Annotated in this window: 24 protein-coding genes, 2 tRNA genes and 2 pseudogenes; 14 read left to right on the top strand and 14 right to left on the bottom strand. The window is 70.3% G+C overall.

Translation table 11 applies throughout. The features are described from left to right. Nucleotides 1-183: 183 nt before the first annotated feature. Nucleotides 184-255, bottom strand: a tRNA-Gln gene (locus EAS64_RS06930). A gap of 191 nt (nucleotides 256-446) precedes the next feature. Between EAS64_RS06930 and EAS64_RS06925 the strand changes: the two genes are divergently transcribed. Further along, nucleotides 447-1,169: a 3-keto-5-aminohexanoate cleavage protein gene (locus tag EAS64_RS06925; RefSeq protein ID WP_187365734.1), complete on the top strand. Its 723-nt coding sequence runs from the start codon at nucleotides 447-449 to the stop codon at nucleotides 1,167-1,169. Between the two features lie 269 nt (nucleotides 1,170-1,438). Then, nucleotides 1,439-1,511, top strand: a tRNA-Glu gene (locus EAS64_RS06920). Between the two features lie 256 nt (nucleotides 1,512-1,767). On the opposite strand, the gene EAS64_RS06915 is transcribed toward EAS64_RS06920, so the two are convergent. After that, the gene (locus tag EAS64_RS06915; RefSeq protein ID WP_187365733.1) at nucleotides 1,768-2,439 is read right to left on the bottom strand and encodes a MarC family protein; all 672 of its coding nucleotides are present in this window, start codon (nucleotides 2,437-2,439) and stop codon (nucleotides 1,768-1,770) included. Between the two features lie 282 nt (nucleotides 2,440-2,721). Between EAS64_RS06915 and EAS64_RS06910 the strand changes: the two are divergent. Together EAS64_RS06910 and EAS64_RS06905 are read left to right on the top strand one after the other, a co-directional pair. Further along, nucleotides 2,722-3,774, top strand: a pseudogene (locus EAS64_RS06910) (3-deoxy-7-phosphoheptulonate synthase); the annotation flags it as partial. A 333-nt stretch (nucleotides 3,775-4,107) separates the two neighbouring features. Continuing rightward, on the top strand, nucleotides 4,108-4,425 hold the full coding sequence (locus tag EAS64_RS06905) for an Ig-like domain-containing protein (RefSeq protein ID WP_187365732.1): 318 nt from the start codon (nucleotides 4,108-4,110) through the stop codon (nucleotides 4,423-4,425). A gap of 24 nt (nucleotides 4,426-4,449) precedes the next feature. On the opposite strand, the gene EAS64_RS06900 is transcribed toward EAS64_RS06905, so the two are convergent. The 6 genes from EAS64_RS06900 to EAS64_RS06875 form a co-directional block, all read right to left on the bottom strand. Continuing rightward, entirely contained in the window at nucleotides 4,450-5,664 is a 1,215-nt protein-coding gene (locus EAS64_RS06900; RefSeq protein ID WP_145851799.1) for an acyl-CoA dehydrogenase family protein, read from the bottom strand. After that, entirely contained in the window at nucleotides 5,661-6,833 is a 1,173-nt protein-coding gene (locus EAS64_RS06895; protein WP_145851798.1) for an LLM class flavin-dependent oxidoreductase, read from the bottom strand. Before EAS64_RS06895 ends, EAS64_RS06900 begins: the two co-directional genes overlap by 4 nt. Next, complete coding sequence (locus tag EAS64_RS06890) at nucleotides 6,830-7,672, bottom strand: alpha/beta fold hydrolase (protein WP_145851797.1); 843 nt, start codon at nucleotides 7,670-7,672, stop codon at nucleotides 6,830-6,832. The genes EAS64_RS06895 and EAS64_RS06890 overlap by 4 nt, the downstream gene beginning before the upstream one ends. Nucleotides 7,673-7,978: 306 nt before the next feature. Beyond that, nucleotides 7,979-8,920 (bottom strand): NAD(P)-dependent oxidoreductase, encoded by a 942-nt coding sequence (locus tag EAS64_RS06885; RefSeq protein WP_145851796.1) that lies wholly within the window; start codon nucleotides 8,918-8,920, stop codon nucleotides 7,979-7,981. After that, nucleotides 8,917-9,864 (bottom strand): NAD(P)-dependent oxidoreductase, encoded by a 948-nt coding sequence (locus EAS64_RS06880; RefSeq protein ID WP_222849056.1) that lies wholly within the window; start codon nucleotides 9,862-9,864, stop codon nucleotides 8,917-8,919. The genes EAS64_RS06885 and EAS64_RS06880 overlap by 4 nt, the downstream gene beginning before the upstream one ends. After that, nucleotides 9,861-10,661, bottom strand: a complete 801-nt coding sequence (locus EAS64_RS06875; protein ID WP_222849055.1) for an SDR family NAD(P)-dependent oxidoreductase — start codon at nucleotides 10,659-10,661, stop codon at nucleotides 9,861-9,863. The genes EAS64_RS06880 and EAS64_RS06875 overlap by 4 nt, the downstream gene beginning before the upstream one ends. Nucleotides 10,662-10,860: 199 nt before the next feature. Between EAS64_RS06875 and EAS64_RS06870 the strand changes: the two genes are divergently transcribed. The 9 genes and pseudogenes from EAS64_RS06870 to EAS64_RS06830 all read left to right on the top strand — a co-directional run bounded on the left by EAS64_RS06870 (nucleotide 10,861) and on the right by EAS64_RS06830 (nucleotide 17,319). Further along, nucleotides 10,861-11,403 (top strand): flavin reductase family protein, encoded by a 543-nt coding sequence (locus EAS64_RS06870; protein WP_145851795.1) that lies wholly within the window; start codon nucleotides 10,861-10,863, stop codon nucleotides 11,401-11,403. An 8-nt stretch (nucleotides 11,404-11,411) separates the two neighbouring features. Further along, nucleotides 11,412-11,642 (top strand): annotated as a pseudogene (locus tag EAS64_RS47340) (hypothetical protein); the annotation flags it as partial. A gap of 22 nt (nucleotides 11,643-11,664) precedes the next feature. Continuing rightward, a complete protein-coding gene (locus EAS64_RS06860; protein ID WP_145851793.1) occupies nucleotides 11,665-11,997 on the top strand; it encodes an acyl-CoA dehydrogenase family protein in 333 nt (110 codons plus the stop codon). 105 nt (nucleotides 11,998-12,102) lie between these two features. Continuing rightward, on the top strand, nucleotides 12,103-13,293 hold the full coding sequence (locus tag EAS64_RS06855; RefSeq protein WP_145851792.1) for an LLM class flavin-dependent oxidoreductase: 1,191 nt from the start codon (nucleotides 12,103-12,105) through the stop codon (nucleotides 13,291-13,293). Nucleotides 13,294-13,303: 10 nt separating this feature from the next. Next, nucleotides 13,304-13,840 carry a MarR family winged helix-turn-helix transcriptional regulator gene (locus tag EAS64_RS06850; RefSeq protein WP_145851791.1) on the top strand — a complete coding sequence of 179 codons (537 nt, stop codon included), beginning with the start codon at nucleotides 13,304-13,306 and terminating at the stop codon, nucleotides 13,838-13,840. Between the two features lie 29 nt (nucleotides 13,841-13,869). Beyond that, on the top strand, nucleotides 13,870-14,538 hold the full coding sequence (locus tag EAS64_RS06845; RefSeq protein ID WP_145851790.1) for a CE1759 family FMN reductase: 669 nt from the start codon (nucleotides 13,870-13,872) through the stop codon (nucleotides 14,536-14,538). A 67-nt stretch (nucleotides 14,539-14,605) separates the two neighbouring features. After that, a complete protein-coding gene (locus tag EAS64_RS06840) occupies nucleotides 14,606-15,208 on the top strand; it encodes a cadmium resistance transporter (RefSeq protein ID WP_145851789.1) in 603 nt (200 codons plus the stop codon). Nucleotides 15,209-15,397: 189 nt separating this feature from the next. Continuing rightward, a complete protein-coding gene (locus EAS64_RS06835; RefSeq protein WP_145851788.1) occupies nucleotides 15,398-16,471 on the top strand; it encodes a hypothetical protein in 1,074 nt (357 codons plus the stop codon). After that, the gene (locus EAS64_RS06830) at nucleotides 16,468-17,319 is read left to right on the top strand and encodes a DUF5134 domain-containing protein (RefSeq protein ID WP_145851787.1); all 852 of its coding nucleotides are present in this window, start codon (nucleotides 16,468-16,470) and stop codon (nucleotides 17,317-17,319) included. Before EAS64_RS06835 ends, EAS64_RS06830 begins: the two co-directional genes overlap by 4 nt. A gap of 109 nt (nucleotides 17,320-17,428) precedes the next feature. On the opposite strand, the gene EAS64_RS06825 is transcribed toward EAS64_RS06830, so the two are convergent. From EAS64_RS06825 to EAS64_RS06805, 5 genes are all read right to left on the bottom strand, one after another. Next, a complete protein-coding gene (locus EAS64_RS06825) occupies nucleotides 17,429-17,614 on the bottom strand; it encodes a zinc-binding dehydrogenase (protein WP_222849054.1) in 186 nt (61 codons plus the stop codon). Nucleotides 17,615-17,739: 125 nt separating this feature from the next. Then, a complete protein-coding gene (locus EAS64_RS06820) occupies nucleotides 17,740-18,588 on the bottom strand; it encodes a CAP domain-containing protein (RefSeq protein WP_145851785.1) in 849 nt (282 codons plus the stop codon). 108 nt (nucleotides 18,589-18,696) lie between these two features. Further along, nucleotides 18,697-19,500, bottom strand: coding sequence for an aldo/keto reductase (locus EAS64_RS06815; RefSeq protein WP_222849053.1), 804 nt, complete (start codon nucleotides 19,498-19,500; stop codon nucleotides 18,697-18,699). A gap of 148 nt (nucleotides 19,501-19,648) precedes the next feature. Next, a complete protein-coding gene (locus EAS64_RS06810; RefSeq protein ID WP_145851783.1) occupies nucleotides 19,649-20,071 on the bottom strand; it encodes an OsmC family protein in 423 nt (140 codons plus the stop codon). Nucleotides 20,072-20,641: 570 nt separating this feature from the next. Further along, entirely contained in the window at nucleotides 20,642-21,193 is a 552-nt protein-coding gene (locus EAS64_RS06805) for a PadR family transcriptional regulator (protein WP_145851782.1), read from the bottom strand. Between the two features lie 116 nt (nucleotides 21,194-21,309). Between EAS64_RS06805 and EAS64_RS06800 the strand changes: the two genes are divergently transcribed. Next, nucleotides 21,310-22,953: an AMP-binding protein gene (locus EAS64_RS06800; protein WP_145851781.1), complete on the top strand. Its 1,644-nt coding sequence runs from the start codon at nucleotides 21,310-21,312 to the stop codon at nucleotides 22,951-22,953. A 20-nt stretch (nucleotides 22,954-22,973) separates the two neighbouring features. Here the strand turns inward: EAS64_RS06800 and EAS64_RS06795 are convergent, their stop codons facing one another. Then, a complete protein-coding gene (locus EAS64_RS06795; protein ID WP_145851780.1) occupies nucleotides 22,974-23,816 on the bottom strand; it encodes an SAM-dependent methyltransferase in 843 nt (280 codons plus the stop codon). Nucleotides 23,817-23,858 lie beyond the last annotated feature (42 nt).

Below are 23,858 nucleotides of genomic sequence, written 5' to 3'. Positions count from 1 at the left end.
GAAGGGTTGACTGATGACTGAGCCCGGCGGGGTATCCCCGCCGGGCTCAGTCGTTTCGCGGGGATTTAGCTGCGTGCGCCCGTTGCCTGACGGGACCGCCCGGCGGTGAGCGCTCCCGGCGGGGAAACACGCCGAGAAAACGCGAGACGGCCCCGTGCTGTGCACGTGGGCCGTCTTATCTCGCTGGGGTACCAGGACTCGAACCTAGACTAACAGAGCCAGAATCTGTCGGGCTGCCAATTACCCTATACCCCATAGGCAACGCGGCCGGGCTTCCGTACCGCGCTGACGTAGTGTATCGAATCCCGGCGCACATCGCCAAAGCGAAGCCGGGCCTCCCGCCGGGCGGGCGTTCCGCCACCCGGGGCCATGCGGCAATGACCGGTGTTCCGGCCGCCGGCTAGGGGGATGCTGCTGGCGGAGTGTCCGGGTCTAGGGAGGAATGCGTGCTCATCCAGGCGGCTCTGAACGGCGGCACGACGCGGGCGACGCACCCGGGGGTACCCCTTACCCCGGCCGAGCTCGCGGCCGAGGCGGAGGCCGCGATGCGGGCCGGGGCGGGTGCGTTCCACCTGCACCCGCGCGATGCCGCGGGGGACCAGACGCTTGAGCCGGAACACGTGCTCGCCGCGGTGGCGGCGGTGCGCGCGGCGACCGGACTGCCTGTCGGCGTCACCACGGGAATCTGGACCGTCCAAGGCGACGTCAGGCGAAGGCTCGCCCTGGTGGCCGGCTGGACGGGCGACCGTCGCCCCGACTACGCCTCTATCAACATGAACGAGCCGGGCATCGAGGATCTCGCCGACCTGCTCACCAGCCTCGGCATCGGCATCGAGGCTGGCGTATGGACGGCTGAGGACGCGCGGGTGCTCGCCGCGACCGGTTTCCGTGACCGGCTCCGCTGGGTGCTGATGGAGCCGGAGGAGACCGATCCGGCCGCCGCCGTGGCCACGGCCGCCGCGGCGGCCGCCGAGCTGGCCCGGCAGGGCATCACCGTCCGCCAGGTGCGCCACGGCTACGAGATGGCCACCTGGGACGTGCTGCGCGCCTCGCTCGCCGACGGCCAGGACATCCGCATCGGCCTCGAGGACACCACCCTCCTCCCCGACGGCTCAACCGCGAAGAGCAACGCCGCCCTGGTAGCCGCCGCCGCCCGCCTCGCCGGCTGAAACCCCGCTTTGATAGCCCCGCCAGCAACACCGCACCCAGCCGCCTCGTTTCTCGAACATGATCACGGAACTTCCGGTCACAACGGAACTTTTCTACCCGAATCGGGTAGAAAAGCTCCGTCAGGATAAGAGTTTCCGTGATCATGCCCCGTTGCCGCCAACCCGGAGGTTCCGGGCACTTTGGGTGCGCGGGTGGCTCGTTTTGGCTCTCGTCGCCGGAGGCGGTATCGTGTACCTCGCCGGGGATGCGGAACCCTCGGCGCCATCTCGGCCCCGTCGTCTAGAGGCCTAGGACGTCGCCCTCTCAAGGCGGTAACGCCGGTTCGAATCCGGTCGGGGCTACTCGGTACGAGGCCGCTGCACGCAGAAAGCGCGTGCAGCGGCCTCGTAGCATTTACACCGGGGGACGACCCCCGGACCCCCGAGTGCGGGGCTACGCCCCGCGAAGGGGCGGTGTTACGCGTATCGCCCCGGGAACGCCACCGGGATCCTTTGAGGGCGGGCTTCGCCCCACGAAGGGGTGGTGTTACGCGTATTGGCGCCGGGGACGCTCCCCAGGCTCTTGGGCCGCCCCTCTCATCGCCCTGCCAGCTCTGGCTTAGTGGTTGCTGGCGTGGAGTACGCCCAGCGTGGTCAGGCCGCCGAGGAAGAGTTCCACCCCGACGGCGGCGAGCAGGACGCTGAGCAGCCGGGAGAGGGCATCGAGCACAACCTCGTGCGCGCGGCCAAGCAGCGGGGCGAACAGCAGCGCGCAGCCCGCGTCGATGATCGCCACCAGGGTGAACGCGCCGGCGACCAGCCAGCGGCCGGTCCAGTCGGCGGAGGACAGTGAGATCTCGAGCGCGGCGGCGACCGCGAGCGGGCTCACCACGAAGGGCAGCAGCATGGCGCGGAACCCGCTGGTGACCGGGTGCGTCGGGTCGGCCTCCGTGCCGCCGGCGCCGGTACCGCCAGTACCGGCGCCGGCGCCTGGCTCGGTGACGTCGAAGTGGATGCCGAGCACCATGCACAGGGCGTACACGAAGAAGATGAGACCGCCCGCTAGTTGCACGCCTGCGTTGCTGATGTGGAAGAACGTCGCCAGCCAGGGGGCGGTCAGGTCGCAGACGACGCCGATGCAGATGGCCGCTGCCGCGGTGGTCACGATGACCACGTGCAGCGAATGGCGGTCGAGCGTCCTGGCGATCCGCCCGAACGCGAGCAGCACCTTCTGCGGCCCGAGCAGCGCCAGGAAGGTGACCACCATGTCCGCGAAGTTGAGGCTGCTCATGCCCACGATCATGACAGAGCGTCGCGAAGCAATCGCTGATGCGTATCTGGTGATGCGTGTCCGGAGGTGTGCCAGGCATCAAGGGGCGTGTATGATCGACAGCGTGTCACGGTGGTATTGGCGCTTTACGACGGCTCCGGGTGGAGCCGTGCGTAGTCACGCGCGCTAATAGACACCCGGAGCCAGCCGAGGGCGGGGCCGCTTGCCTCGTCCCAATCAATGGGCGTAGCTGGCTCGCGGAAGGCCCCGGGCACGGCGCGCCCGGGAGGAGAAAAAGCCCCGATGCCACGCGTCAGCGATACCAGGATTGCCGGCTACGAGCCGTTGTTGTCCCCTGCTGCCCTGCATGATGAGCTGCCGCTCACCGATGCGGAGCAGGAGACGGTTGAACGAACGAGAACCGAGGTTCGTGCAGTGCTTGACGGCACCGACGACCGGTTGCTCGTTGTCACCGGACCGTGCTCGGTCCATGATCCGAAGGCCGCGCTCGATTACGCCGGGCGCCTTGCGGAGCTGCGCGAACGGCACTCCGACGACCTACTGATCGTGATGCGGGTCTACTTCGAGAAGCCGCGCACCGTGACTGGCTGGAAGGGCCTCATTAACGACCCGGCCATGGACGGCTCCTTCGACGTGCACCGCGGCCTGCGGACCGCGCGCCACCTGCTCCTCGATATCGTCGGCTCCGGGATGCCAGTCGGGTGCGAATGGCTTGACCCGATCACGCCGCAGTACATCGCCGACACCGTGACCTGGGGCGCGATCGGCGCCCGCACCACCGAGAGCCAGGTGCACCGCCAGCTCGCCTCCGGCCTGTCGATGCCGGTGGGCTTCAAGAACGGTACCGATGGCGACGTGCAGGTTGCGGTTGACGCGTGCCGCGCCTCGGCGGCCAGCCACACGTTCTTCGGTGTCACCCGCGCCGGCGCGGCCGCCGTGGTGACGACGACGGGCAACGCCGACACGCACGTGATCCTGCGGGGCGGCCGCACCGGCCCCAACTACTCCTCCTCGCACGTGACCAAGGCGCTCGACCTGATCTCGGCGGCCGGGCTGCCCCGGCGCATCATGATCGACGCCAGCCACGGCAACAGCGGCAAGGACCACACGAAGCAGCTTGGCGTCGCCGAGTCGCTCGCGGGGCAGCTGGCCGGCGGCCAGCACGGCATCGCCGGCGTAATGCTCGAGTCCTTCCTGGTGGCGGGCAACCAGAAGCCCGGCGACCCGGCGACGCTGACCTACGGCCAGTCGGTCACCGACGCCTGCATGGACATCCAGATGACGTCCGATGCGCTGGACACGCTCGCCGCGTCGGTGCAGGTCCGTCGCACCGCGAAGGAGTTATCCCCAACGGTTCCGGCTGAGACCAACGGAACTTGGGTAATGCCACTGAGGTGCCCGGCTCAGCCGCGCTCAACGTGGGCGGCGATGCGACGGTCAACTCCATGTCGTGCACCGCGGTGGGCGATTGCACCGTCGGCGGGTATTACGCAGCGAGCGTCGGGGGCCGCTACACCGTTGACCGGCAGGCGTTCGTCGCGGACGAGACCGGCGGCACCTGGAAGGACGCGCGGGAAGTGCCAGGTACCGCCACCCTGAATGCCGGTGACAATGCCCAGGTCCTTTCCGTGTCGTGCGCCTCGCCCGGCGACTGCGTCGCGGGCGGTGATGGCGGCAACATTCTCCATGGCCAGGAAAAGGCGCTCGTCGTGGACGAGACCCATTTCACCTACGGGCACGAGCAGTCGGAGAGGCTCTCGGTCACCGTCACACCGAAGTACGCGGGCAACCCCGGCAGGCAAGGTCACCGTCAAGGCGGGCAGGACCGCCGTCTGCGTCATCACCCTCAAGTCAGGCAAGGGCACCTGCACCCTCACCGCCAGGAAACTCCCAGCAGGCACCTACACCCTGACCGCGGCGTACCCAGGCAGCACGGACTACGCCGGCTCGGCAGCCGCGAAGAAGACCCTCACCATCGTCAAGTGACTCGTCATCGCCAGGGCTCGCCGCTCAGCCGCGGCGAGCCTTGGCGGACTGCAGCAGGTAGCGGCCCGCGATCTCGTAGTTCTCCTCGGACAGCGCTAGGTGCTGGCGCGCGGCGAGCACGTTGCGCAGGTGGCGCTGCATCGGGTTGGCGAGCGCAAGCACGCGTCCGCCCCCGTACCTGAATAGGTCCGTAACCACCTCGGCGCAGGTCTCGACCGCGTAGACCGAGGCGGTCGTGACCGCGAGCTGCAGCTCCTCACCGGGAACCGCGCCGGCGACGGCGGCATCCCAAGCCGCGGCCATCGCCTCGCGGTGGACCGCCTTTGCCGCCCGGATCCTGGTCTCCGCGCGGCCGAGCTCCTTGTGGAAGACGGCTCGCTCGCTGACGGTGGGGCCTCCGGGGAAGCGGGCCGTGTGGGTAGCGAGGTCGGTCATGTCGTCAAGCGCGCGGCGCGCGAGGCCGATCGCCAGCGGCGGCACCTCGTTGGAGACGAAGGCCGGCATGCCAAGGCGGAACAGGTCACCGCCGCGTACCGCCGGACTGCCGAGGTCGTAAGTGAACTCTGCTGGCACGAAGATCCCGTCCACCGAGAAGTCGAGGCTCCCCGTCCCCTGCAGCCCCGCCACATGCCAGTTGTCGATGACCTCCGCCTGAGCCTTGGGGACGAGGAAGACGACCATCCGCCCGAACCCGGTGCCCGCGGCGCCATCCTCGCCGTCACCGTCACCCGCCGCTGAGCTGCCTGGCCGAAACGCACCGATCAGCCAGTCGGCGTGCACGATCCCGCTGGAGAAGCCCCACCGTCCGGTAACCAGGTAGCCGCCGGCTACCGGATGCCCGACGCCGCGCGGTGCCAGCTGGCCTGCGACCACCGGCCGCGCCGCGCCAGCGACGCCAGGCGCGCTGTCGCCGTCGGCGCCGCCGAAGATCCGCCGCGCGCCCGCCTCGGGCAGCCAGCCGCCGGTGAGCCCGTTGCAGCCAGCCCCGATCATCGCCGCCCACGCCGTCGAGGTGTCGACGTAGGCGAGTTCCTCGATCACGTCGCAGAACTCGACGGGCGGCAGGGGCGTCCCGCCCAGCTCCGCCGGGGTCTTCAGCCAGAACAGCCCGAGCGACCGCAGGGTCCCGACCGCGTCATGCGGCAGCGTGCGAAGCTCCTCGGCACGGTCGCCCGCGGACTCGAACCGCTCCCTGCTCGCCCGGATCCCGGCGATCAGCTCATCGCGCAGCGCGCTCATGCACCGGCCTCCTGCGGGACATCCGCCCTAACACCAAGAGGACGGAGCACTGGCATCACCTCGGTTGCGAACAGTTCGGCGCTCCGCCTGACCTGTTCATGCGTGCTCGGGCCGATCGCGAACAGCCCGATAAGCTGACCGAAACCGCCAAGTTCCGCGTAGAGATCGCCGAGCCGCTCGGCGACCGAGGCGGGCGAGCCCACGACCGCCTGTCCCGAGGCGAGCAGGTCCTCGTACGTTGACACGCCGAATCCGCGCAGGCCGGAGGCGAGCACGCCGCGCAGCGATCCCGGTGACATGTAGCCGGGCGGTGTCACCATCTCGGGAGTCTGCTTCAGCCCCTTGTGGTAAAGCCACTCGACGACCGGCCGCGCTTCCGCATGCGCCTTCTCGTCGGTGTCGGCGACGTAGATGGGCACGGAGAACGCGATCCGTTCCGGGTCTGGCACGTAGCCGAGATCGGCCGCCGCCTGCCGGTACCCGTCGAACCAGCGCCGCACGATCCGGGTCGGCGCGTACACCGACATGTAGGTGTACTTGCGCTCGGCGCAGAACTTCATCGTCTCCGTCGACCCGGCGCCAGGGATGTAGATGGCCGGGTGCGGCTGCTGCAGCGGCCGCGGCCAGAGGTTCACGTACCGGTACTCGTAGTTCTCCCCGTACCAGGAGAACAGCTCGGGCGACGTCCACGCCTTGATGATCAGGTCGTGCGCCTCGTTGAACCGCGACCGTGACTTGGTGGGGTTGATCGAGTGCCCGAAGTACTCCCAGCCGATGCCGCGGACGAAGCCGGAATCGACCCGCCCGCCGGACATCAGGTCGAGCATCGCGATCTCCTCGGCGACCCGCAGCGGATTGCCGCGGATGCCGATCGCGTTGCCGAGCACCATGATCCGCGCCCGCGAGGTGCGCCTGGTGAGCGCGGCGGCCATCAGGTTGGGCGACGGCATCAGCCCGTAGGCCGACTGGTGATGCTCGTTGACCGCGATCCCGTCGAAGCCGAGCTGGTCCGCGTACTCGAGCTCGTCCAGGTACCGCGCGTACAGCGCGGACCCGAGCGCGGGATCGAAGTTCGCGTTCGGGTACGTCAGCGCCGTCGAGTCATAGGCGGTGTCGAAGTCGTCCGGCAGGTAGGGGTAGGGCATGAGGTGGAAGAAGCTGAACTTCACCGGCTCGCTCCGCTCTCGGCCGCGGCAAGGGGATGGGCGCTCAGGCTGTGCTCGCTGAGATGGCGAGTGACCTCGGCCGCGAACTCGGCCGGCCGCTCGAAGTACATCGCGTGGCCGCAGTCGGGTACCTCGGCGTACGCTGCGCCGGGGATTCGCGCCACGTACCGCCTGGCGTGCTCGACGGGGATCAGCCGGTCGTCCGACGGCGCCACGACCAAAGTGGGCGCGGTGATCCTGCCAAGCCGGCGTTCCAGCTTCGGGTTGGATAGGTACGGCACCCAGGAGAACCGGGCAAGCGAGGTCGCCTCGCGGTAGGCCGCGATCACCGCGTCCAGGTCGGGCGGTGCGTCGGGCGACGCGGTGAGCGGCGCGACCGGCGGATCGTGATAGAGCGTCGCAATCAGCTTGGCGGGCGGCAGCAGGAAAATGTCGGTCACCGGGTGCTCCGGTATCCGCAGCCCCGCCGCGGACAGCAGGGTCAGCGACCCGATCCGGTGCGGCGAGTGCACGGCGAGCTCCGCCGCGATCCACCCGCCGAACGACGCGCCGACGACGTGCGGGCGTGCCAGGCCTAGCGCGTCCATGACGTCGAGGTAGTGGTAGACAAGATCGTCGATCGCCTCGGTCTCGGGGAACTCATCGGACTTGCCGAAGCCGGGATGGTCGGGGGCTAGCACCTCGAACCCGGCGTCCGCTATGCCTTGATGAAATGGATGCCAGACTCCGGCTCCGCCTGCCGCGTGCAAGAACAGCACCGGTTCTCCCGTGCCGGCGCGCAGCAGGTGCACCCTCCCTCCGGTTAGCTCGACGAACTCCTCGGTCGGTGCGGCGTCTGCCACGCTGCCTCCTCCGTTGCACGCGTGAGGCCAGAATCGTTTCCCGGCGTGTGCCGCGTCAAGGCGTCCGGCGGCTGTCTGTGGACGGCAACGATCTTCGACTTGGGGGTTGGTTCCGGTAAGTCAAAGACTCAAGTCAAAAGCTTCAAGTCAAAGGCCTCAGGTCAAGAGCTGGGGGACAGGCTTGGGACACCGGGGATTACCGCCGGCGCTCCTTCGGAAGGCCGGCGGCTAATCCCCGGCGTCCCGCGCCTCTTCGATGGCCGGTAAACCAAAAGTCAAAACCAGGCTGCCTGGCTGGCTGGCTTCTTACTGCTCAGGGCGGGTGGAGAGCCAGCGGGCTATGGCTGTGTGGTCGGCGCCGGGGGGGAGGTCGGCTAGGGCGGACTCCCAGGCGGTTGCTACTGCCTCGCTGGCGGTCGCGGGGACTCCGGTGGCGTGTTCTATGGCCAGGGCCAGCTTGATGTCCTTGACCATGAGGCGCAGGGCGAAGCCGTCGTCGTACGTGCCGGTGAGGATGTAGTTGGGCCACTTGTTTTCTGTGTTGGCGGAGCGGCCGCTTGAGCCGTTGATGATTTCCAGCATGACGGCGGGGTCCAGGCCGAAGCGCTGGCCGGCTGTCAGGGCCTCGCAGGAGATGAGCAGGTTGGCGGCGGACATCAGGTTGTTCAGGGCCTTGACGGCGTGGCCGGCGCCGACATCGCCGGCGTGCACGACGCGCTTGCCGATGGCGGAGAGCATGGGCTTGAAACGCTCGAATGACTCGGCGGAGCCGCCGACCATGACGGCGAGGGTTCCGGCCTTGGCGCCGGCGACGCCGCCGGAGACCGGCGCGTCGATCAGGGTGACGCCGGTCTGGGCGGTCAGTCGCGCGAGGATCTTGGTGCGGGCCGGGTCGGAGGATGACATGTCGATGAGGGTGGTGCCTGGGGGCAGGGTGGCTAGCAGGCCGCCGGGAGCGGACGGGGGCTCGCTGGCTAGGCGGCCGAGGATGACGCGTTCGACTATGTCGGAGTCGGGCAGCATCACGATGACCGCGTCCGCGCCTTCGCCGGCCGAGCCGAGCGAGTCGACAGGGACCGCCGCGCCACCGGATTCGGTGGGGGCGATCGCGGTGAAGTTGGCCATGGCGGCGGGCGATGAGTCGAACCCCCGTACCTGGTAGCCCGCGGCGACTAGGCGCGTGGTCATCGGGATGCCCATGTTGCCTAGGCCGATGAACCCCACGACCTTCCCGGTTGCCGTCGTCATGAGGCGTCCGCCCTTTCCGATGATCCAGTGGCGTCAGAGAGCCGGATGCCGCCGGCCAGGTCGCCGATCGCGTCGACGACGCGATTGCTTATCTGCTCCCCGTAGCCTAGGTTGGCCGCCGCGCCGAACGAGGCGAGGGGGCCCGCCGCGTTCAGGCAGGGGACACCGAGTTCCCTGACATGGTCGACGTAGGCGACCACGTCTTTGGTCATCAGGTTGCTCGTGAGCCCACCCTCCAGGTAGTCGCCCCTGATGATGTGCGGGAACCTGTTCAGAGACGCGAAGCTCACGCCGCTGGAGGAGTTGATCACGTCGAGCACCGCGGCCAGGTCGAGGCCCGCGGCCCGCGCGGCGACCATCACCTCGGCGGTCGCGGCGAGGGTCACCGCGTTCAGGAAGTTGTTGAGCAGCTTCACCGAGTGCCCGGCACCGCTCGCGCCCATGAACACGAGCTTCGCGGCGATCGGCTCGAACACCCAGCGCACCGAGTCGAGCACGGCCGATGAGCCGCCGGCCATGATCGTCAGCGTGCCCTTCTCCGCCGCCGCCGCGCCGCCGGAGATTCCCGCGTCCAGGTACCCGACTCCGCGCTCGGCGGCTAGGTCGTGCAGTCGCCGGGTGGAGGACGGCGCGGACGTGGACAGGTCGATGAGCACCTGGCCGGGCCGCGCGAAGTCGAGCAGCCCGTCGGAAGACGGCCGGTCGCCGAGCACCACCGCCTCGACTGCTCTGCTGTCCGGCAGTGAAAGCAGCACGGCCGACGTCCCGTCGCATACCTCGCCGAGCGCCGCGGCGGCCGCCGCGCCCACCGACTCCGCCTGCCCGGGACGCAGGTCATACCCGGTGACGCTCACCCCGGCGGCGACGAGGCGCCGGGTCATCCGGCCGCCCATGTTGCCGAGCCCGACAAACCCCACGCTCCGCCCGGCGGTGTTCCCGCTCACCCCTGCTCCTCTCGCCGCAGGTAGGTCCGCTCGTCAAGCGCACCGAAGTCCCACGCGCCCGCGCCGCCCGAGTCCCGCACCGTGGACACCACGGACGACCCGCCGTCGACCGACACCGTCTCGCCCGTCATGTAGGCGGCCTCGTCGGACAGCAGGAACGCGACGACCGAGGCGATCTCGTCCGGCGTCCCGGCCCGGCGCAGCGGCGCGGTCGCGGCCCGCCGCACCATGTCCGCACGACCCGCGGAGGTGAACAGCGCGGTCGGCACGATGCCCGGCGCCACCGCGTTGACCCGGATGCCAAGCGGCCCGCCGTACATCGCCGCGCCGTGCAGCAGGCCGAGCACGGCGCGCTTGGACGTCTGGTAGGCGATCAGGTCGGCGCTGCCGCGCAGGGACGCGATCGACGCGGTGAGCACCACGCTGCCGGCCGCCTCGGCGGCGCGGCAGCGGCGGAACGCGCCGCGCAGCCCGAGGAAGATACCGCGCACGTTCACCGCCATGACCCGGTCGAATTCCGCGGCGGAAAGATCTGGGAATCCGCCGGCCGAGCCGGGAATCCCCGCGTTCAGGTGATGAAAATTGATCATTCCGAACGAGTTCGTGGCTTCGTCCAGATACCGCTCGACGTCTTCCTCGAGCGCGACATCGGCCGTGATGGCGACTGCCTCGCCGGGCAGCGAGTCCGCTACCTTCCGTGCCGCATCTCCGTCGATGTCCACGACGGCGACCCGGCAGCCCTCCCGCGACAGCCGGAGCGCCGAGGCGGCCCCAAGTCCGCCCCCGCCTCCGGTCACGACGGCAGCCTTACCTTCAAGCCCTCGCATCATGACCGGGATCGCAGAGTACCGCTGATCATGATCGCGATCGTCTCTCTTGCATCGAGGCGCTGTCCATTGTGGGCGGCCACAGGCCGGTATGGGCCTGCCGCGGTAGCCCGCGGTAGCGGGCGGCGGTTATCGTCGAATCACGTGCGGTTCGCGGGATGGAGACGTGATGGAGGACGGCAGCACCGCAGGGGAGGGGGACGGGCGGTCCCGGCCGACCGGCCCCGGCTACGACCGTGTCGACGCCACCGTCTTCCGCGACACGCTCGCCCGGGTGCCCACCCCGGTGACCGTGGTGACCTCGCACATCGACCGCAAGCCGCACGGGACGACGGTGAGCGCCTTCACCTCGCTGTCGCTCGACCCGCCGATGATCCTGGTCTCCCTCGATCAGACTTCGTCGCTGCTCAAGATCATCACCGAGTCCGGCCGGTTCGGCGTCAATGTCCTCGCGTCCGGCCAGGCGTCGCTCGCGACGACGTTCGCCAGGAAGGGCGACGACAAGTTCGACGGCGTGGCCTGGTACATGGACCACGACGCGCCCCGGCTGGCCGGCAAGGGCCAGTGGCTGGTCTGCCACGCCGACCAGCAGATCACCGCGGGCGACCACGTGATCATCATCGGCCTTGTCGTGCACGCCGACACGCACTCCTTCGAGCCGCTGCTCTACCGCCAGCGCGCCTTCGGCACCGTCACGCACATCCGCGGCTAGCACGTGCGATGGCCAGCGACACCGGGACAGCCTCCGATAGCGGGAGAGCCAGCGCGGAACTGATCGCCGCCATCCGGGCCAGGCGGGCGGAGTTCACCGCCGCGGGCGACCGGGCCGAGGCGGAGCGGAACCTGCCAGCGGACACCATGGAAACGCTGCGCGACCTGGGCGCGTTCTGGCTCAAGACGCCCGCCGAGCTTGGCGGCACGCCGCTCGACCCGCTGGACTTCTGCGACGTGCTCGAGGAGTTCGCGCTGACCGATACCGCGACCGCCTGGGCGGTCATGGTCGGCAACGGGGGCACGGGAACGGCCGGCGACTGGCTGCCTGACGCGGGCGACCTGGGCGGCCGCCCTGGCCGGCGAGGTGCCGCCGCACATGCACACCGACCTGACCGTCGCCTCGGTGTTCGCCGCCGAGACCTGCGCGGAAGTGATCAGCAGCCTGTTCAGGTACGGCGGCGGCCGTTTCCTCGCGCTGTCGGGGCTTATGCAGCGCCTGCTGCGTGACGTGCTCGCCGCCAGGCAGCACATCGGCCTCAGCGAGGAGGCCTACGAACGGGCAGGCCGCGAGCGCATCGCGTCCCGCTCCTAGCGCCCGCGGGGAATACCTGGACGGCGGTTGTGTTAGAGATCCATGCAAACGCATACAACTGAGTGACGCTAGGGCCACCGCTGCGGATGCCAGGGAGGCTTAGACATGCAGTTCGGAATCTTCTCGGTCAGCGACATCACGCGCGACCCGACCAATGACCACACGCCGAGTGAGGCGGAGCGGATCGACGCGGTCGTAAAGATCGCGCAGAAGACCGAGGAAGTCGGCATGGACGTGTTCGCCATCGGCGAGCACCACAACCCGCCGTTCTTCTCCAGCGCGCCCACCGCGCTGCTCGCCTACATCGCGGCGACCACCAAGCGGCTGGTCGTCACCACGTCAACGACGCTGATCACCACCAACGACCCGGTGCGCATCGCCGAGGAGTACGCGATGCTGCAGCACCTGTCCAAGGGCCGGATGGACCTGATGCTCGGCCGGGGCAACACCGCGCCGGTGTACCCGTGGTTCGGCCAGGACATCCGGGAGAGCCTGCCGCTCGCGCTGGAGAATTACAACCTGCTGCACCGGCTGTGGCGCGAGGACGTGGTGGACTGGAAGGGCAAGTTCCGCGGTCCGCTGCAGGGCTTCACCTCGGTCCCGCGCCCGCTCGACGACGTGCCGCCGTTCGTCTGGCACGGCTCGATCCGCACGCCGGAAATCGCCGAGCAGGCCGCGTACTACGGTGACGGCTTCTTCGCCAACAACATCTTCTGGCCGAAGGAGCACTACATGCGGCTGATCAGCTTCTACCGGAAGCGGTTCGCGCACTACGGCCACGGCACGGAGAAGGAGGCCATCGTCGGCCTCGGCGGCCAGGCATACCTGGCGAAGAACTCCCAGGAGGCCAAGAAGGAGTTCCGCCCGTACTTCAACGAGGCGCCCGTCTACGGCCACGGCCCGTCCATGGAGGACTTCATGGAGATGACGCCGCTGTCCGTCGGCTCGCCGCAGGAGGTCATCGACAAGACGCTGACCTTCCGCGAGCACTTCGGCGACTACCAGCGCCAGCTCTTCCTGATGGACCACTCGGGCCTGCCGCTGAAGACCGTGCTCAACCAGCTCGAGCTGCTCGGCGGGGAGGTTATCCCGGTGCTGCGCAAGGAGATCGCGGCCAGGCAGGACCCGGAGACCCCGGCGGCGCCGACCCACGAGTCGCTGATCAAGGCCAAGTACGGTGACCTGCCGCCGCGCCAGCCGCGCCCGAACGCGAACCGCGGCGACAACGTGACCGGCGCCTCCCCGTACCAGGACACCGAGGACAAGTTCCAGGCCGAATACCCGTCGGTGTTCTAAGGCGGCCGCGATGACAGTCACGCAGATTTCTCCCGGGGGGGCGACTGCTTCCCGGCGTGGGGGGCACCTGCCCCCCATCCCCCCTGGCCGCACCTCCCGGGAGACGCAAGTTGCGCACCCCGCCAACGACGCGTGGGAGGCGCTGCTGTCCGCCCACGCGTCGCTGATGCGGCGCTTCGGCGCCCAGGACGTGTGGGAGGACCTGTCGGTCAAGGAGTACGACGTCCTCTACACGCTGTCCAAGTGCCCGGAGCCGGTCCGTCTCACCGAGCTCAACAGGCACGTGCTGCTCAGCCAGCCGGCTCTGTCCCGGATGGTCGACCGGCTGGCGGACCGCGGCCTGGTCAGCCGGACCACCGACCCGAGCGACGGCCGCGGCGTCCGCCTGGCGCTGACCGGGCAGGGCAGCGAGGTGCAGCGCAGGATCGGCCGCCGGCACGGCCGCTCGGTGGCGCAGGCGATGCTCGCGGAGCTCACCCCGGCGGAACTACGCCAGCTCGAGGAGCTGTGCGCGCGGCTGGCGAAGGCCGGAACCCGTTCGGAATAAGGATCTTGAATATCAGTGAAGGAAGCACAATGAGCGAGACGTTCAACCTTGTCGTGGTCAGTGCGGGCACGTCAGACCCGTCATCGACCAGGATGCTGGCCGACCGGACGGCGCAGCGCGTCGCCGCGGTGGCCGCGGAGCGCGGCTCCGCGGTGCGCACCAGGGTGATCGACCTGCGCGAGCTCGCCAGTGACATCACGACCGCGCTGACCAGCCAGCTGGTCACGCCGCGGCTGCAGCAGGCGGTGGACGCGCTCGGCGCGGCCGACGGCCTCATCGCCGCCGCCCCCGTCTACAAGGCGGGCGCCAGCGGGCTGTTCACCTCGTTTTTCCACGTGCTCGACAACGACCTGCTGATCGGCAAGCCGACGGTGCTCGCCGCCACGGCGGGCACGTCGCGGCACGCTCTGGTGGTCGATGACCAGATGCGGTCGCTGTTCGCCTACCTGCGCACGCTGCCCGTGCCGACGTCGCTGTTCGCCGCGCCGGAGGAATGGGGCGATGCGGCGCTCAACAAGCGGATCGACCGCGCCGCCTTCGAGCTTGTGCTGCTGATGGAGTCGGGCTTCGCGCGTCAGCTTCGCGACGAGACGTGGCAGAGTTACCAGCACGAACTCGGCTCGGACGGCGGCCGGGAACTCGACATCGACGTGGACAGCGACCTGATGCGCCTGGCGACGGGCGGCAGCGCTTTCTGACGTTGAAAGCACGGGAACGAGGGAGCATGGCGCGACCGGTGACGCAGCCACTCAGCGGGCGCGGCCGGTGAGCTCGCTCCCCGCGCAGGTCGGCACGGCGGTGGCCCTGTTCGCCGGCACGAACGTCGATGACCTGGTGATTCTCTCTCTGCTCAGCGCGGCGTCGCTGAGTGGCGGCAGGCCAAGGCGGTGGGAGATCTGGGCCGGGCAGTACCTCGGGCTCGCGTCCGTGACCGGCGTGTCCCTCGCGGCGGGCCGCGGCCTCGCGCACATCCCCGAGCAGTGGCTGTGGCTGCTGGCGCTCATCCCGATCGGACTCGGCGTCGTCAGCCTGATCGGCGCGAACAGGGCGCTGCGCCGCGGTGAGCGACCCGAGCAGCCCTCGGCCGGCGGCGCACTGGGCGTGGCCGGCCTCACCATCGCCAACGGCGCCGACAACCTGGCCGCCTATACCCCGTTCTTCGCCACCGCCGGGTGGGGCCAGATCACCGTCACGCTGGCGGTCTTCGCGGCCGGCGTCGCCGCCTGGTGCCTGGCGGGCGGTCTGCTCGCGCGGCACGGCGCGGTGACCGCGGCCGTCGCCCGCTACGGTCACTGGATCCTGCCGGCGGTTTTCATCCTCATCGGCCTCTACGTCCTGCATAAGACGGGCGGGCCCATCCGCCTCTAAGCTCACCGCTGAGAAACCCGCGTGCAGCCCGTCTGATTACTCGAGTGACCGAATTGGCCGGTTGCCAGGCGCGGGAAAGGGCATTTCCGTCGTTAGCGTGCGATACCCGGAAAAACCGGCCCGGCCCCGGGCCGGCTGGCACCGGTGTGCCGATGGCCACGCGGCGCTGGAATCGGCGAGGATGGGCCCATGAGTGAGGCTGCCGCGGTCGACCGTCATCCTGCGTGGCGGATCCGGCCGGATGAGGAGACGCGGACCCCCGCGGTCCGGATCGACGCGCGGCGCGCTCTCCAGCTGGCACTCGCCGGCCTGTGGCTGCTCGACGGCGTGCTGCAGTACCAGCCGGCCATGTTCACTCAGGCGTTCCCCCGGATGCTCGCGGAGGGCGCGGTGGGCAACCCGGCGGTGATCGCCCGGCCGATCATCTGGGACGCCACCTTCGTCGGGCATCACCTGGTGCTGCTCAACACGGTCTTCGCCGCGATCCAGCTGCTGCTCGGCCTCGGCATCGCGTTCCGTCCGACGGTGCGGCTCGCACTCGCCGCCTCTGTCGCCTGGGCGCTCGCCGTGTGGTGGCTAGGCGAGGGGCTTGGCGGGGTGCTGAGCGGCGCGGCCGACCCGCGCGACAGCGGGCCGGGAGCGGTGCTCATCTACGCGCTGATCGCGATGCTGCTCTGGCCCGCCGACTGGCCCTTCGCGGCGCCGTTCACCGCGGCGCGGGCGGTCGGGCTGCGTGCGGCGAGGGTGCTGTGGGTCGTGTTCTGGCTAAGTCAGGCGTACTTCGTGCTGACACCGGAGAACCGGGCGCCGCAGGCGGCGAGCGCGCTGATCGCCGGCATGGAGAGCGGTGAGCCGGGCTGGCTGGCCGGCCTCATGCGCGGCGCCGCATCGCTCGTCGCCGGTCAGGGCCTTGCCGTCTCGATTGTGCTCGCCGCGGCCTTCTTGCTAATCGCCGCTGGTGTCTTCCTGCCCGTGCGTGCCGCCCGGGCGACGCTGGTACTCGCGATCGTGCTCGCCGCCACGACCTGGCTCTTTTTCCAGGCGCTCGGCGGCCTGCTCGCCGCCGGCGCCACCGACCCGGAGTCCGGCCCGCTGCTCGCACTGCTCGCCCTGACCTACTGGCCCGCCGCCCCAGCCCGTGATGCCGACACGGCCGCCGATGCCGGCACGCCCGCCGATGCCGGGACGCCCGGCATCGCCGGGCCGTCATTCCTGGCCGGGCCCGATCCATCCGCCGTCGCTGAAGGGAGCGCGGCCCGATGACGCCCGCCTGGATTCTTGACGCGCTCGCCGCTCTGATGCTCGTGGTCGCGGCGGTCAGCGCGGCCCGGATCGTGCTGGCGCGGCCATGGCGGTGCGGCGCGTTCGTGGCCGATACCGACGTGGCGCACCTGCTGATGGCGATCGCGATGGCCGGCATGCTCACGCCACGCCTCGGCACGCTGCCCGACACGGCCTGGGAGGCCGTCTTCAGCCTGCTTGCCGTCTGGTTCGCCAGCCGGGTCGCGCGCGAGGCCAGAACGAACGGCCGCGGTGCCCTGGCCGGCGCGCACTGCGCGCCGCACCTGGTGCACAGCGTCTCGATGCTTTACATGTTCCTCGCCGCCACGGCGCCCCCCGCCAGGACCGGCACCGGCGAGGGCATGGGCGGCATGTCCGCCGGGGCGGGCTCGGCCGCGATGACGCTGAGCCTTCCCACGCTCGCCTTCGTGTTCGCGTTCATCCTCGTCGGCTACGCCGTCTGGGACCTGGATCAGCTATCCGGCCGCCGCTACAGCACCGGCCGGCACGACGCCGGCTTGCGCGTGTCGCTTGCCGGGGTAGCGCCGGTCGGGGCAGCCCAGGTCGGGGTGGGACAGGTCGGGGTGGGACAGGTCGCCGCGTCGGAGACCGGTGCTCGGGCTGCCGCAAGGACCTACGACGCGCGGCACGCTGACCAGGCAGGAGCCGCTTCTAGCGGAGGCACAGTCGGCGCCGTGGATGGGTGCGGTCGCGACGGCGCCCCCCGGACGGGAGGCGCCGCCGCGTTCCTGCTTTCGCCCGCGGTCACCGTCGGCTGCCGGATCGCGATGGGCGTCACGATGGCCTTCATGCTGCTCATCGCGCTCTGAACACTGCGTCCCGAGACGACCGCTACTCCGCTGGCCCCACAATCCCGCGTGACCTCGCGACCCTGCGCGGCCCTGCGCAGCCGCGCAGGGCCCCCATGGTCCCCGCGTGTCAGGGGAGCAGGATGATCTTTCCGCGGTTGCGGCCGGCCTCCAGGTCGGCGTGCGCCGTGGCGGCCTCCTGCAGGGGGTAGCTGCGCCACACCGGCAGTGTCACCTCGCCACTGGCCAGCAGCCCGGCCAGCTCGGGCAGCGCCTCGGGTGCGCGGTCGGCCGGGTCCTGGCCGGTGAACCGCACGCCGTGCTCGGGTGCGCTCGGATCGGCGATGGTGATGACGCGTGACGCGTCGCCGGCCAGCGCGATCGCGTCGCCGAGCAGTCCCGCCCCCGCGGTCTGAGCTCCACGGAGACCTTCGACGCGGTCTAGTTAGAGAAGTCCTGGGTGAGCCAGACAGTGCCCGAGCCGTCGCGGTAGACCGCGATACCGATGTGGGTGAACGTGCTGCTCAGGATGTTCTGCCGGTGCCCGTCGTTGGGCGGCTTCTCGTCGAGCATGGACTGCGTGAGGCCGACCGCCATTTGCGCGATGGCAGCGGAAGTGTCAGCCACCGGGCCGCCCTCGCCGATGTTCTCCCCGGCGGCGGTCCAGTGGACCCCGGCGGCGGTCTCCCGGTCGCCGAGCGCCGGCTCGCCTGGACACTGGTGGGACAGCCCGCAGCCGCCGGCCATCGTTATGTTATGCGCGGACGAACTGGTCTCGAGGCCCGAGGTGATGGTCAGCGCGGGCAGCCCCGCCGACGCACGGGCCTGGTTGATCAGCGCGAGCACCTGTCCGGCGGCGGCGCTGTCCTTGGTGGTGACGGCCGGGGCCGACGTGGACGCGGAGGCGGACGGCTGCGCGGCGGGTGTCCCGGTAGCGGACTGGGTCGACTGCACCGACGGCGAGGTCGCCGGCGCCGATGCGGACGGCGACGCGGATGCCGATGACGAGGACTTGGCCCGGTGCGCGTGGCTCGCTGCCACGTGCGGCGAAATCGTCACCACGACAGGCGAGGCGGCGATAGCGATCGCGGACTGGCTCCCTGCGCAGGAACCGGCACCCGCCGTCCCGCAGCCGTCCGCCGTGCTCTCCGTGCGTCCGGCCACCTGCCCGGCCGCCGGCCCGGAGGAGAGGGCCCCGCGAGTCAGGTAGAAGCTGCCGCCGGCCAGCAGGCCAACGGCGATAACCCCGGGCAGCAGGAACCTGGCCCATCGGGTCCGCGTCCAGTTCATGTCATCACCGCCTACAGGCGCTGAGACTAGGCCACCGACGCCACCTTCGTAACGGTATGGACAAATATCAACATTGCGACGGCGGTCGCGGGCAATCGGAAGGACCGGCTACCACCAGGTGCTTTCCAGGGCGCGGTCGGTGCCGTGCGTCTTGTCGAGCGCGTCGAGGGCGGCCATGTCCTCCCCGGACAAGGTGAAGTCGAAGATCTGGGCGTTCTCCTCGATCCGCTCCCGGTGCGTCGACTTGGGAATGACAGGGACGCCGTGCTGCAGGCACCAGCGCAGCAGCACCTGTGCCGGGGTGCGACCCGCGCGTTCCGCGATCTCGGCCACCCGCGCGTTGCCCAGGTGGCGGCCGGTGCCGAGCGGGCTGTAGGCCTCAAGCACGATGTCGTGCCGCAGGCAGGCGTCGAGCAGCCCGCGCCGGTACTCGACCGCGCTGAAGTTGATCTGGTTGACGGCGGGCGTGACGCTGCCCGCCGCGATCACTTGCTCCAGGTCGTCCGCGCCGAAATTGGACACGCCGATGGACCTGGCGAGCCCGCGCTCCCGCGCCCGCTCCATGCCCGGCCATGCCCAGGCCGGGCCGCCCTGCGGCCAGTGGATCAGGTACAGGTCCACCTGGTCGACGCCGAGCTTGCGCAGGCTCTGCTCCGCCTCGGCGACCGGGTCCTTGCGGCCTGCATAGAACTTGGTGGTGACGAACACCTCGTCCCGTGGCACTCCGCTGTCCCGTAGCGCCTTGCCCACGCTGGCCTCGTTGCCGTAGGCCTGCGCGGTGTCGATGTGCCTGTAGCCGAGTTCGAGCGCCGTGCGCACCGCATCGACGCAGGCCCGGCCGTCGGGGACCTGCCACACGCCAAGTCCGAGCATAGGCAGCTGGTTTCCGTCAACAAGCTTCGCGAACTCCATGGCCATCCTTTGGAGGAGTCGGTGTCAAGGGCGTGACCGAGATCCCCGCAGCGCTTGCCGCAGTGCGGCGGCCCGATACGATGGCGCCTCTTTGCCATCGGGCCGCCGCACGAGGACCTCGGGGGATACCGGGGGTCGTCCCCCCGGGCTACAAGAGCGTGGCTTCGAGGGTGATCTCCGGGACGGCGGCGAGCGCGCGGCTCACGATACAGCCGGCCTTGGCGGTCTGGGCGTGCTCGGTGAACGCGGCCTGGTCGATGCCGGGCACCCGGCCCGTGGTGACCAGCGCGATCTTGGTGATCGTGGGCGCGCCGTCGACGAACCTGAGCGTCACGGTGGCGTCGGTCTGCACCGACTCAGGCGGGCTCCCCGCCTGCGCGAGGGAGTTCGACAGGGCCATCGAGAAGCACGCCGCGTGCGCGGCGGCGATGAGCTGTTCCGGGTTGGAGCCCGGGCCGTCCTCGAACCGGGACTTGAACGTGTATCCGCCGCTGATCGTGTCGCCGGCGGTGAAGGTGCCGCTCCCGCTCGGGAGGTCACCCTTCCATTCAGCAGTGCCCTTGGCAGCCATGCTTTCTCCATCCGTAACGTCGAGCGATCCCTGGTGCCGGTACCTCCGGGTCGGGCGGCTAAGCACAGAACGCCGAAGCAGCCGGGTACCTAGCGCGAGCCTATCGTCACCCGTGCGGGTGGCCGCCGAGGGCCGCCACCCGCACGAACACTCCACCCCAGAAGGGATGAACTCCCAACCCCCCGGGACCGAGGCCAGTCAGGTCAGCGCCGCCAGGCACGGCCGCGAACTCTCCCCAACGGAACCGCTCGCCGAGCGCCCGCTGCGCAACGCGACGGCGAACTCCGGCTGGGCCCTGACCGTTACGACGACGCCCCGCACCGTTTCTTCGCCCTGGCGGAACGCCGCTAGCAGCCCGGCCGCGACATCCGCCCCCGTCCGGCTCGGCCCGGCACCAAGCTATGTTCCCCTTTGCTTAGACCGGCCGTGTTTGCTTAGCCGGCCGTGGGACATTTGCCGCAAATCGGGCGTGAAAGTGGTCGCCGATTAAGCGAAGACGGAAATTGTGGACGCCGGCTAAGCAAAGTGGTCGTTGGGGTGAGCCTGGCGGGAGACGGGAAGTGTGTCCCGCTACAGCGACCGGGACTCGGCGGGGGTTACCGCGTCGAGGAAGTCGAGGGCGGCGACCGCGGTCGCGCGGCGCCAGGCGAGCAGGGTCGAATCGAAGCCGGTGCTGACCGCGCAGCGCGCCTCGATCGCCTGGGCGATCGGCTCGAGTACCGCGCGCTGCGCGGCGAGCAGGCCGGCCGGATTCTCGCCCGCCCTGTCGAGCAGTGCCAGCTTGAGCAGCAGTTCCGAGCGGATCTGCCTGACGTGCTCGACGGGCGAGTGCAGCCAGCGGTCCGCGGCCTGGCGGCCATCGGCCGTGACGGTATAGACGGTGCGCTGCGGGCCGAGACCGGGCTCGGTGCCCTCGGGGACGATGAGCCCGGCGTCGAGCAGCCTGCCGATCGCGCGGTAGACGACCGCCTTCGGTATCTGCCAGATGCGCCCGAGGTCACCCGCCGGCGCGGTGCGCTGCGCGACCGCGAAGCCGTGCGCAGGCTGCTGGCCGATGATGGCGAGCACCAGCCATTCCGGCAACGACATGACCGTCGCTCGTTCCGGTTCCTCGGCGTCCATGCCACATGAGGGTAGCGCCCGCGAGCGATCGACATGCCAGTCAACTCCTGGCAGGCTTTACGGCAGGTGCGGGCAAGCCCGCGCCCGCGGGCACATCAGACAGGGAGGCCTGATCGGTGGACGTCTCCTTCGGCACGATCTGGGAGGCGATCGCCGCTGGCCTGCCGGACGCCGTGGCGATCTCCGAACCAGGCAGGGACTACACCTTCGCCGAGTTCGACGACCGCGCCGCCCGCCTCGCCGCCGCACTTGAGTCGGCAGGAGTCGGCCCGGGCGACAAGGTCGCCTGCTACCTCTACAACAGCGCCGCCTACCTGGAGGCCGTCTTCGCCGCGGTCAAGATCGGCGCCGTCCCTGTCAACGCCAACTACCGCTACACGAGGGACGAGCTGACGGCGCTGCTGGCGGACGCCGACGCCGCCGCGCTGCTGTTCAGCGGCGACCTGGCGGCGAACGTTGCCCATGCCGGGCAAACCCTTCCGTCGCTGCGCCTCCTCGTCCGTGTGGGCCCGGTTCCCGAGTCGTCCGGGCTGCCCCCGGTAGTCCGTGACGCCCCCGAGCTGTCCGGCATCTACGCCACGACCGCGCCGCGGCCACCGCGGCCCCGCCCCGGCTCCGACCAGCTCTTCATGTACACCGGCGGCACCACCGGCAAGCCGAAGGGCGTGATCTGGCGCATGTCGGACCTGCTCGGCTCGATGTCGGCGGGCCTGTTCGGCCGCCTTGGCATCGCCGCGCCGCCTGCCACGCTTGACGAACTGGTGGCGGTCGCCCGCGACGCCGCGGCCGCGGGGGAGTCGCCTGTGGTGCTCTCCGTGGTGCCGCTGATGCACGCGACGGGGCTGTTCAACATCATGGGCACGCTCGCCATCGGGGGCCGGGCGGTGCTGACCCGGCCGGGCGGCCTCGACCCGCGGCACGTCTGGGAGACCGTGGCAGCCCAGCGGGTCCGGACGCTGCTCGTGGCGGGCAACGCGGTCTGCCAGCCGCTCGTCGACGAACTGCTCGCCGCGGAAGCCGGCGGCCGGCCGCATGATCTCGGCTCGCTCACCTCCATCACCAGCTCGGGGACCGTGCTGAGCGACCGGCTGAAGCGGGCACTGCACGAGCGAGCCGCGATCACGATCACCGACGCGATCGCCTCGAGCGAGGGCGGCCCGTTCGCCTTCGCCGTCACGTCGTCGGTGGCCGACCTGCCGTCCCGGTTCTACCCGGCGGCGGCGACGCGGGTGCTCGCCGCCGACGGCTCGCCGGTGATTCCCGGCAGCGGCGAGGTCGGCACGCTCGCCTTCAGCGGGCCTATCCCGTCCGGTTACTACAAGGACGCGGCGAAGACGTCCGCCACGTTCCGCGTCGTCGGCGAGGTCAGGTACACCATGCCTGGCGATCTCGCCACGGTAGAGGCGGACGGCGCGATCCGCTTCCTCGGCCGCGGTGCGGGCGTGATCAACACCGGCGGTGAGAAGGTTCACCCGCAGGAGGTGGAGGACGTGCTGCTCGCCCAGCCGGGCGTGACGGACGCGTCGGTCGTCGGCATACCCGACGACACATGGGGTGAGCGCGTGGTGGCGGTCGTCGCCACGCAGAACGGTTCGCCGACCGAACAGGAACTGCGGGCCGCGGTCCGGGGCCGGCTGGCCGGCTACAAGGTGCCGAGGGCCATCGTGCTGCTCCCGGCCCTGCCCCGCACGCCGACGGGAAAGCTGGAGCTTGCCCGGGTGCGCCGCATCGCCGCCGATGCCCTGGAGCCGCCGGCCTGACGGGGCAGCGCCCGGCGGCGCTAGCGCTTGCGGCCGAGGCCCGCCCAGCTGGAGATCTCGATGCCCGGGTCCACGTCGCCCGGATCGGGACGCCACCGGTTGAGCTGCACGACGCCAGGCGGGAGCAGTTCGAGGCCGTCGAAGAACCGGGTCACCTGTGCCCTGCTCCTGTTGGTCTGCGTGGTGGGCAGCGACTGGTCGTACTGTCGCGCGGCCGCCGCGGCGGCCTCGGCGTCTATGTCGCTCGCCGGATGCGAGATCGCCAGATAGCTGCCGGGGACGATCGCGTCCACGTACGCGGCGACGTTGGCATAGGGCAGGTCGGCGTCCGGGATCATGTAGAGCACCCCGAGCAGGATCACCGCGACCGGCTTGCTGAAGTCGATGGTTAGCGCGGCCTGCTCGAGGATCGTGTCCGGGTCGCGTATGTCCGCGTGCAGGAAGGCCGTCGCGCCCTGCCTGCTGCCGACGAGCAGTGCCCTGGCGTGCGCGAGCACGATCGGGTCGTTGTCCACGTAGACGATCCGCGATTCCGGTGCCACCCGCTGCGCGACCTCGTGCGTGTTATCGAAAGAGGGAAGTCCCGTGCCGAGATCGAGGAACTGGCGGATGCCGGCGTCCGCTGCCAGGTGCCTGACGGCCCGGCCCAGGTAGGCGCGGTTGGCGCGGACATTCGCCCGCAGGGACGGCTTGGCGGCGGCGAGTTTGTCGGCGACCGCCCGGTCGGCGGCGTAATTGTCCTTGCCGCCGAGCAGCGCGTCGTACACGCGGGCCGGATTCGGGATGGTCGGGTTGCCCGCCGCGCCCGGCGCAGGGGGATCCGCTTCCTCGATGGCCGTGCCCAGGCCGCCTGCCTGATTCATGCCTGATCTCCGCTATCCGGGGGGTGCGGTTCCGCCATGCTG

This window comes from Trebonia kvetii (assembly GCF_007827045.1).
Taxonomy (GTDB): domain Bacteria; phylum Actinomycetota; class Actinomycetes; order Streptosporangiales; family Streptosporangiaceae; genus Trebonia; species Trebonia kvetii.
Note: the sequence above shows the minus strand (reverse complement) of the source record. Positions and strands in the feature narration are given on the sequence as shown.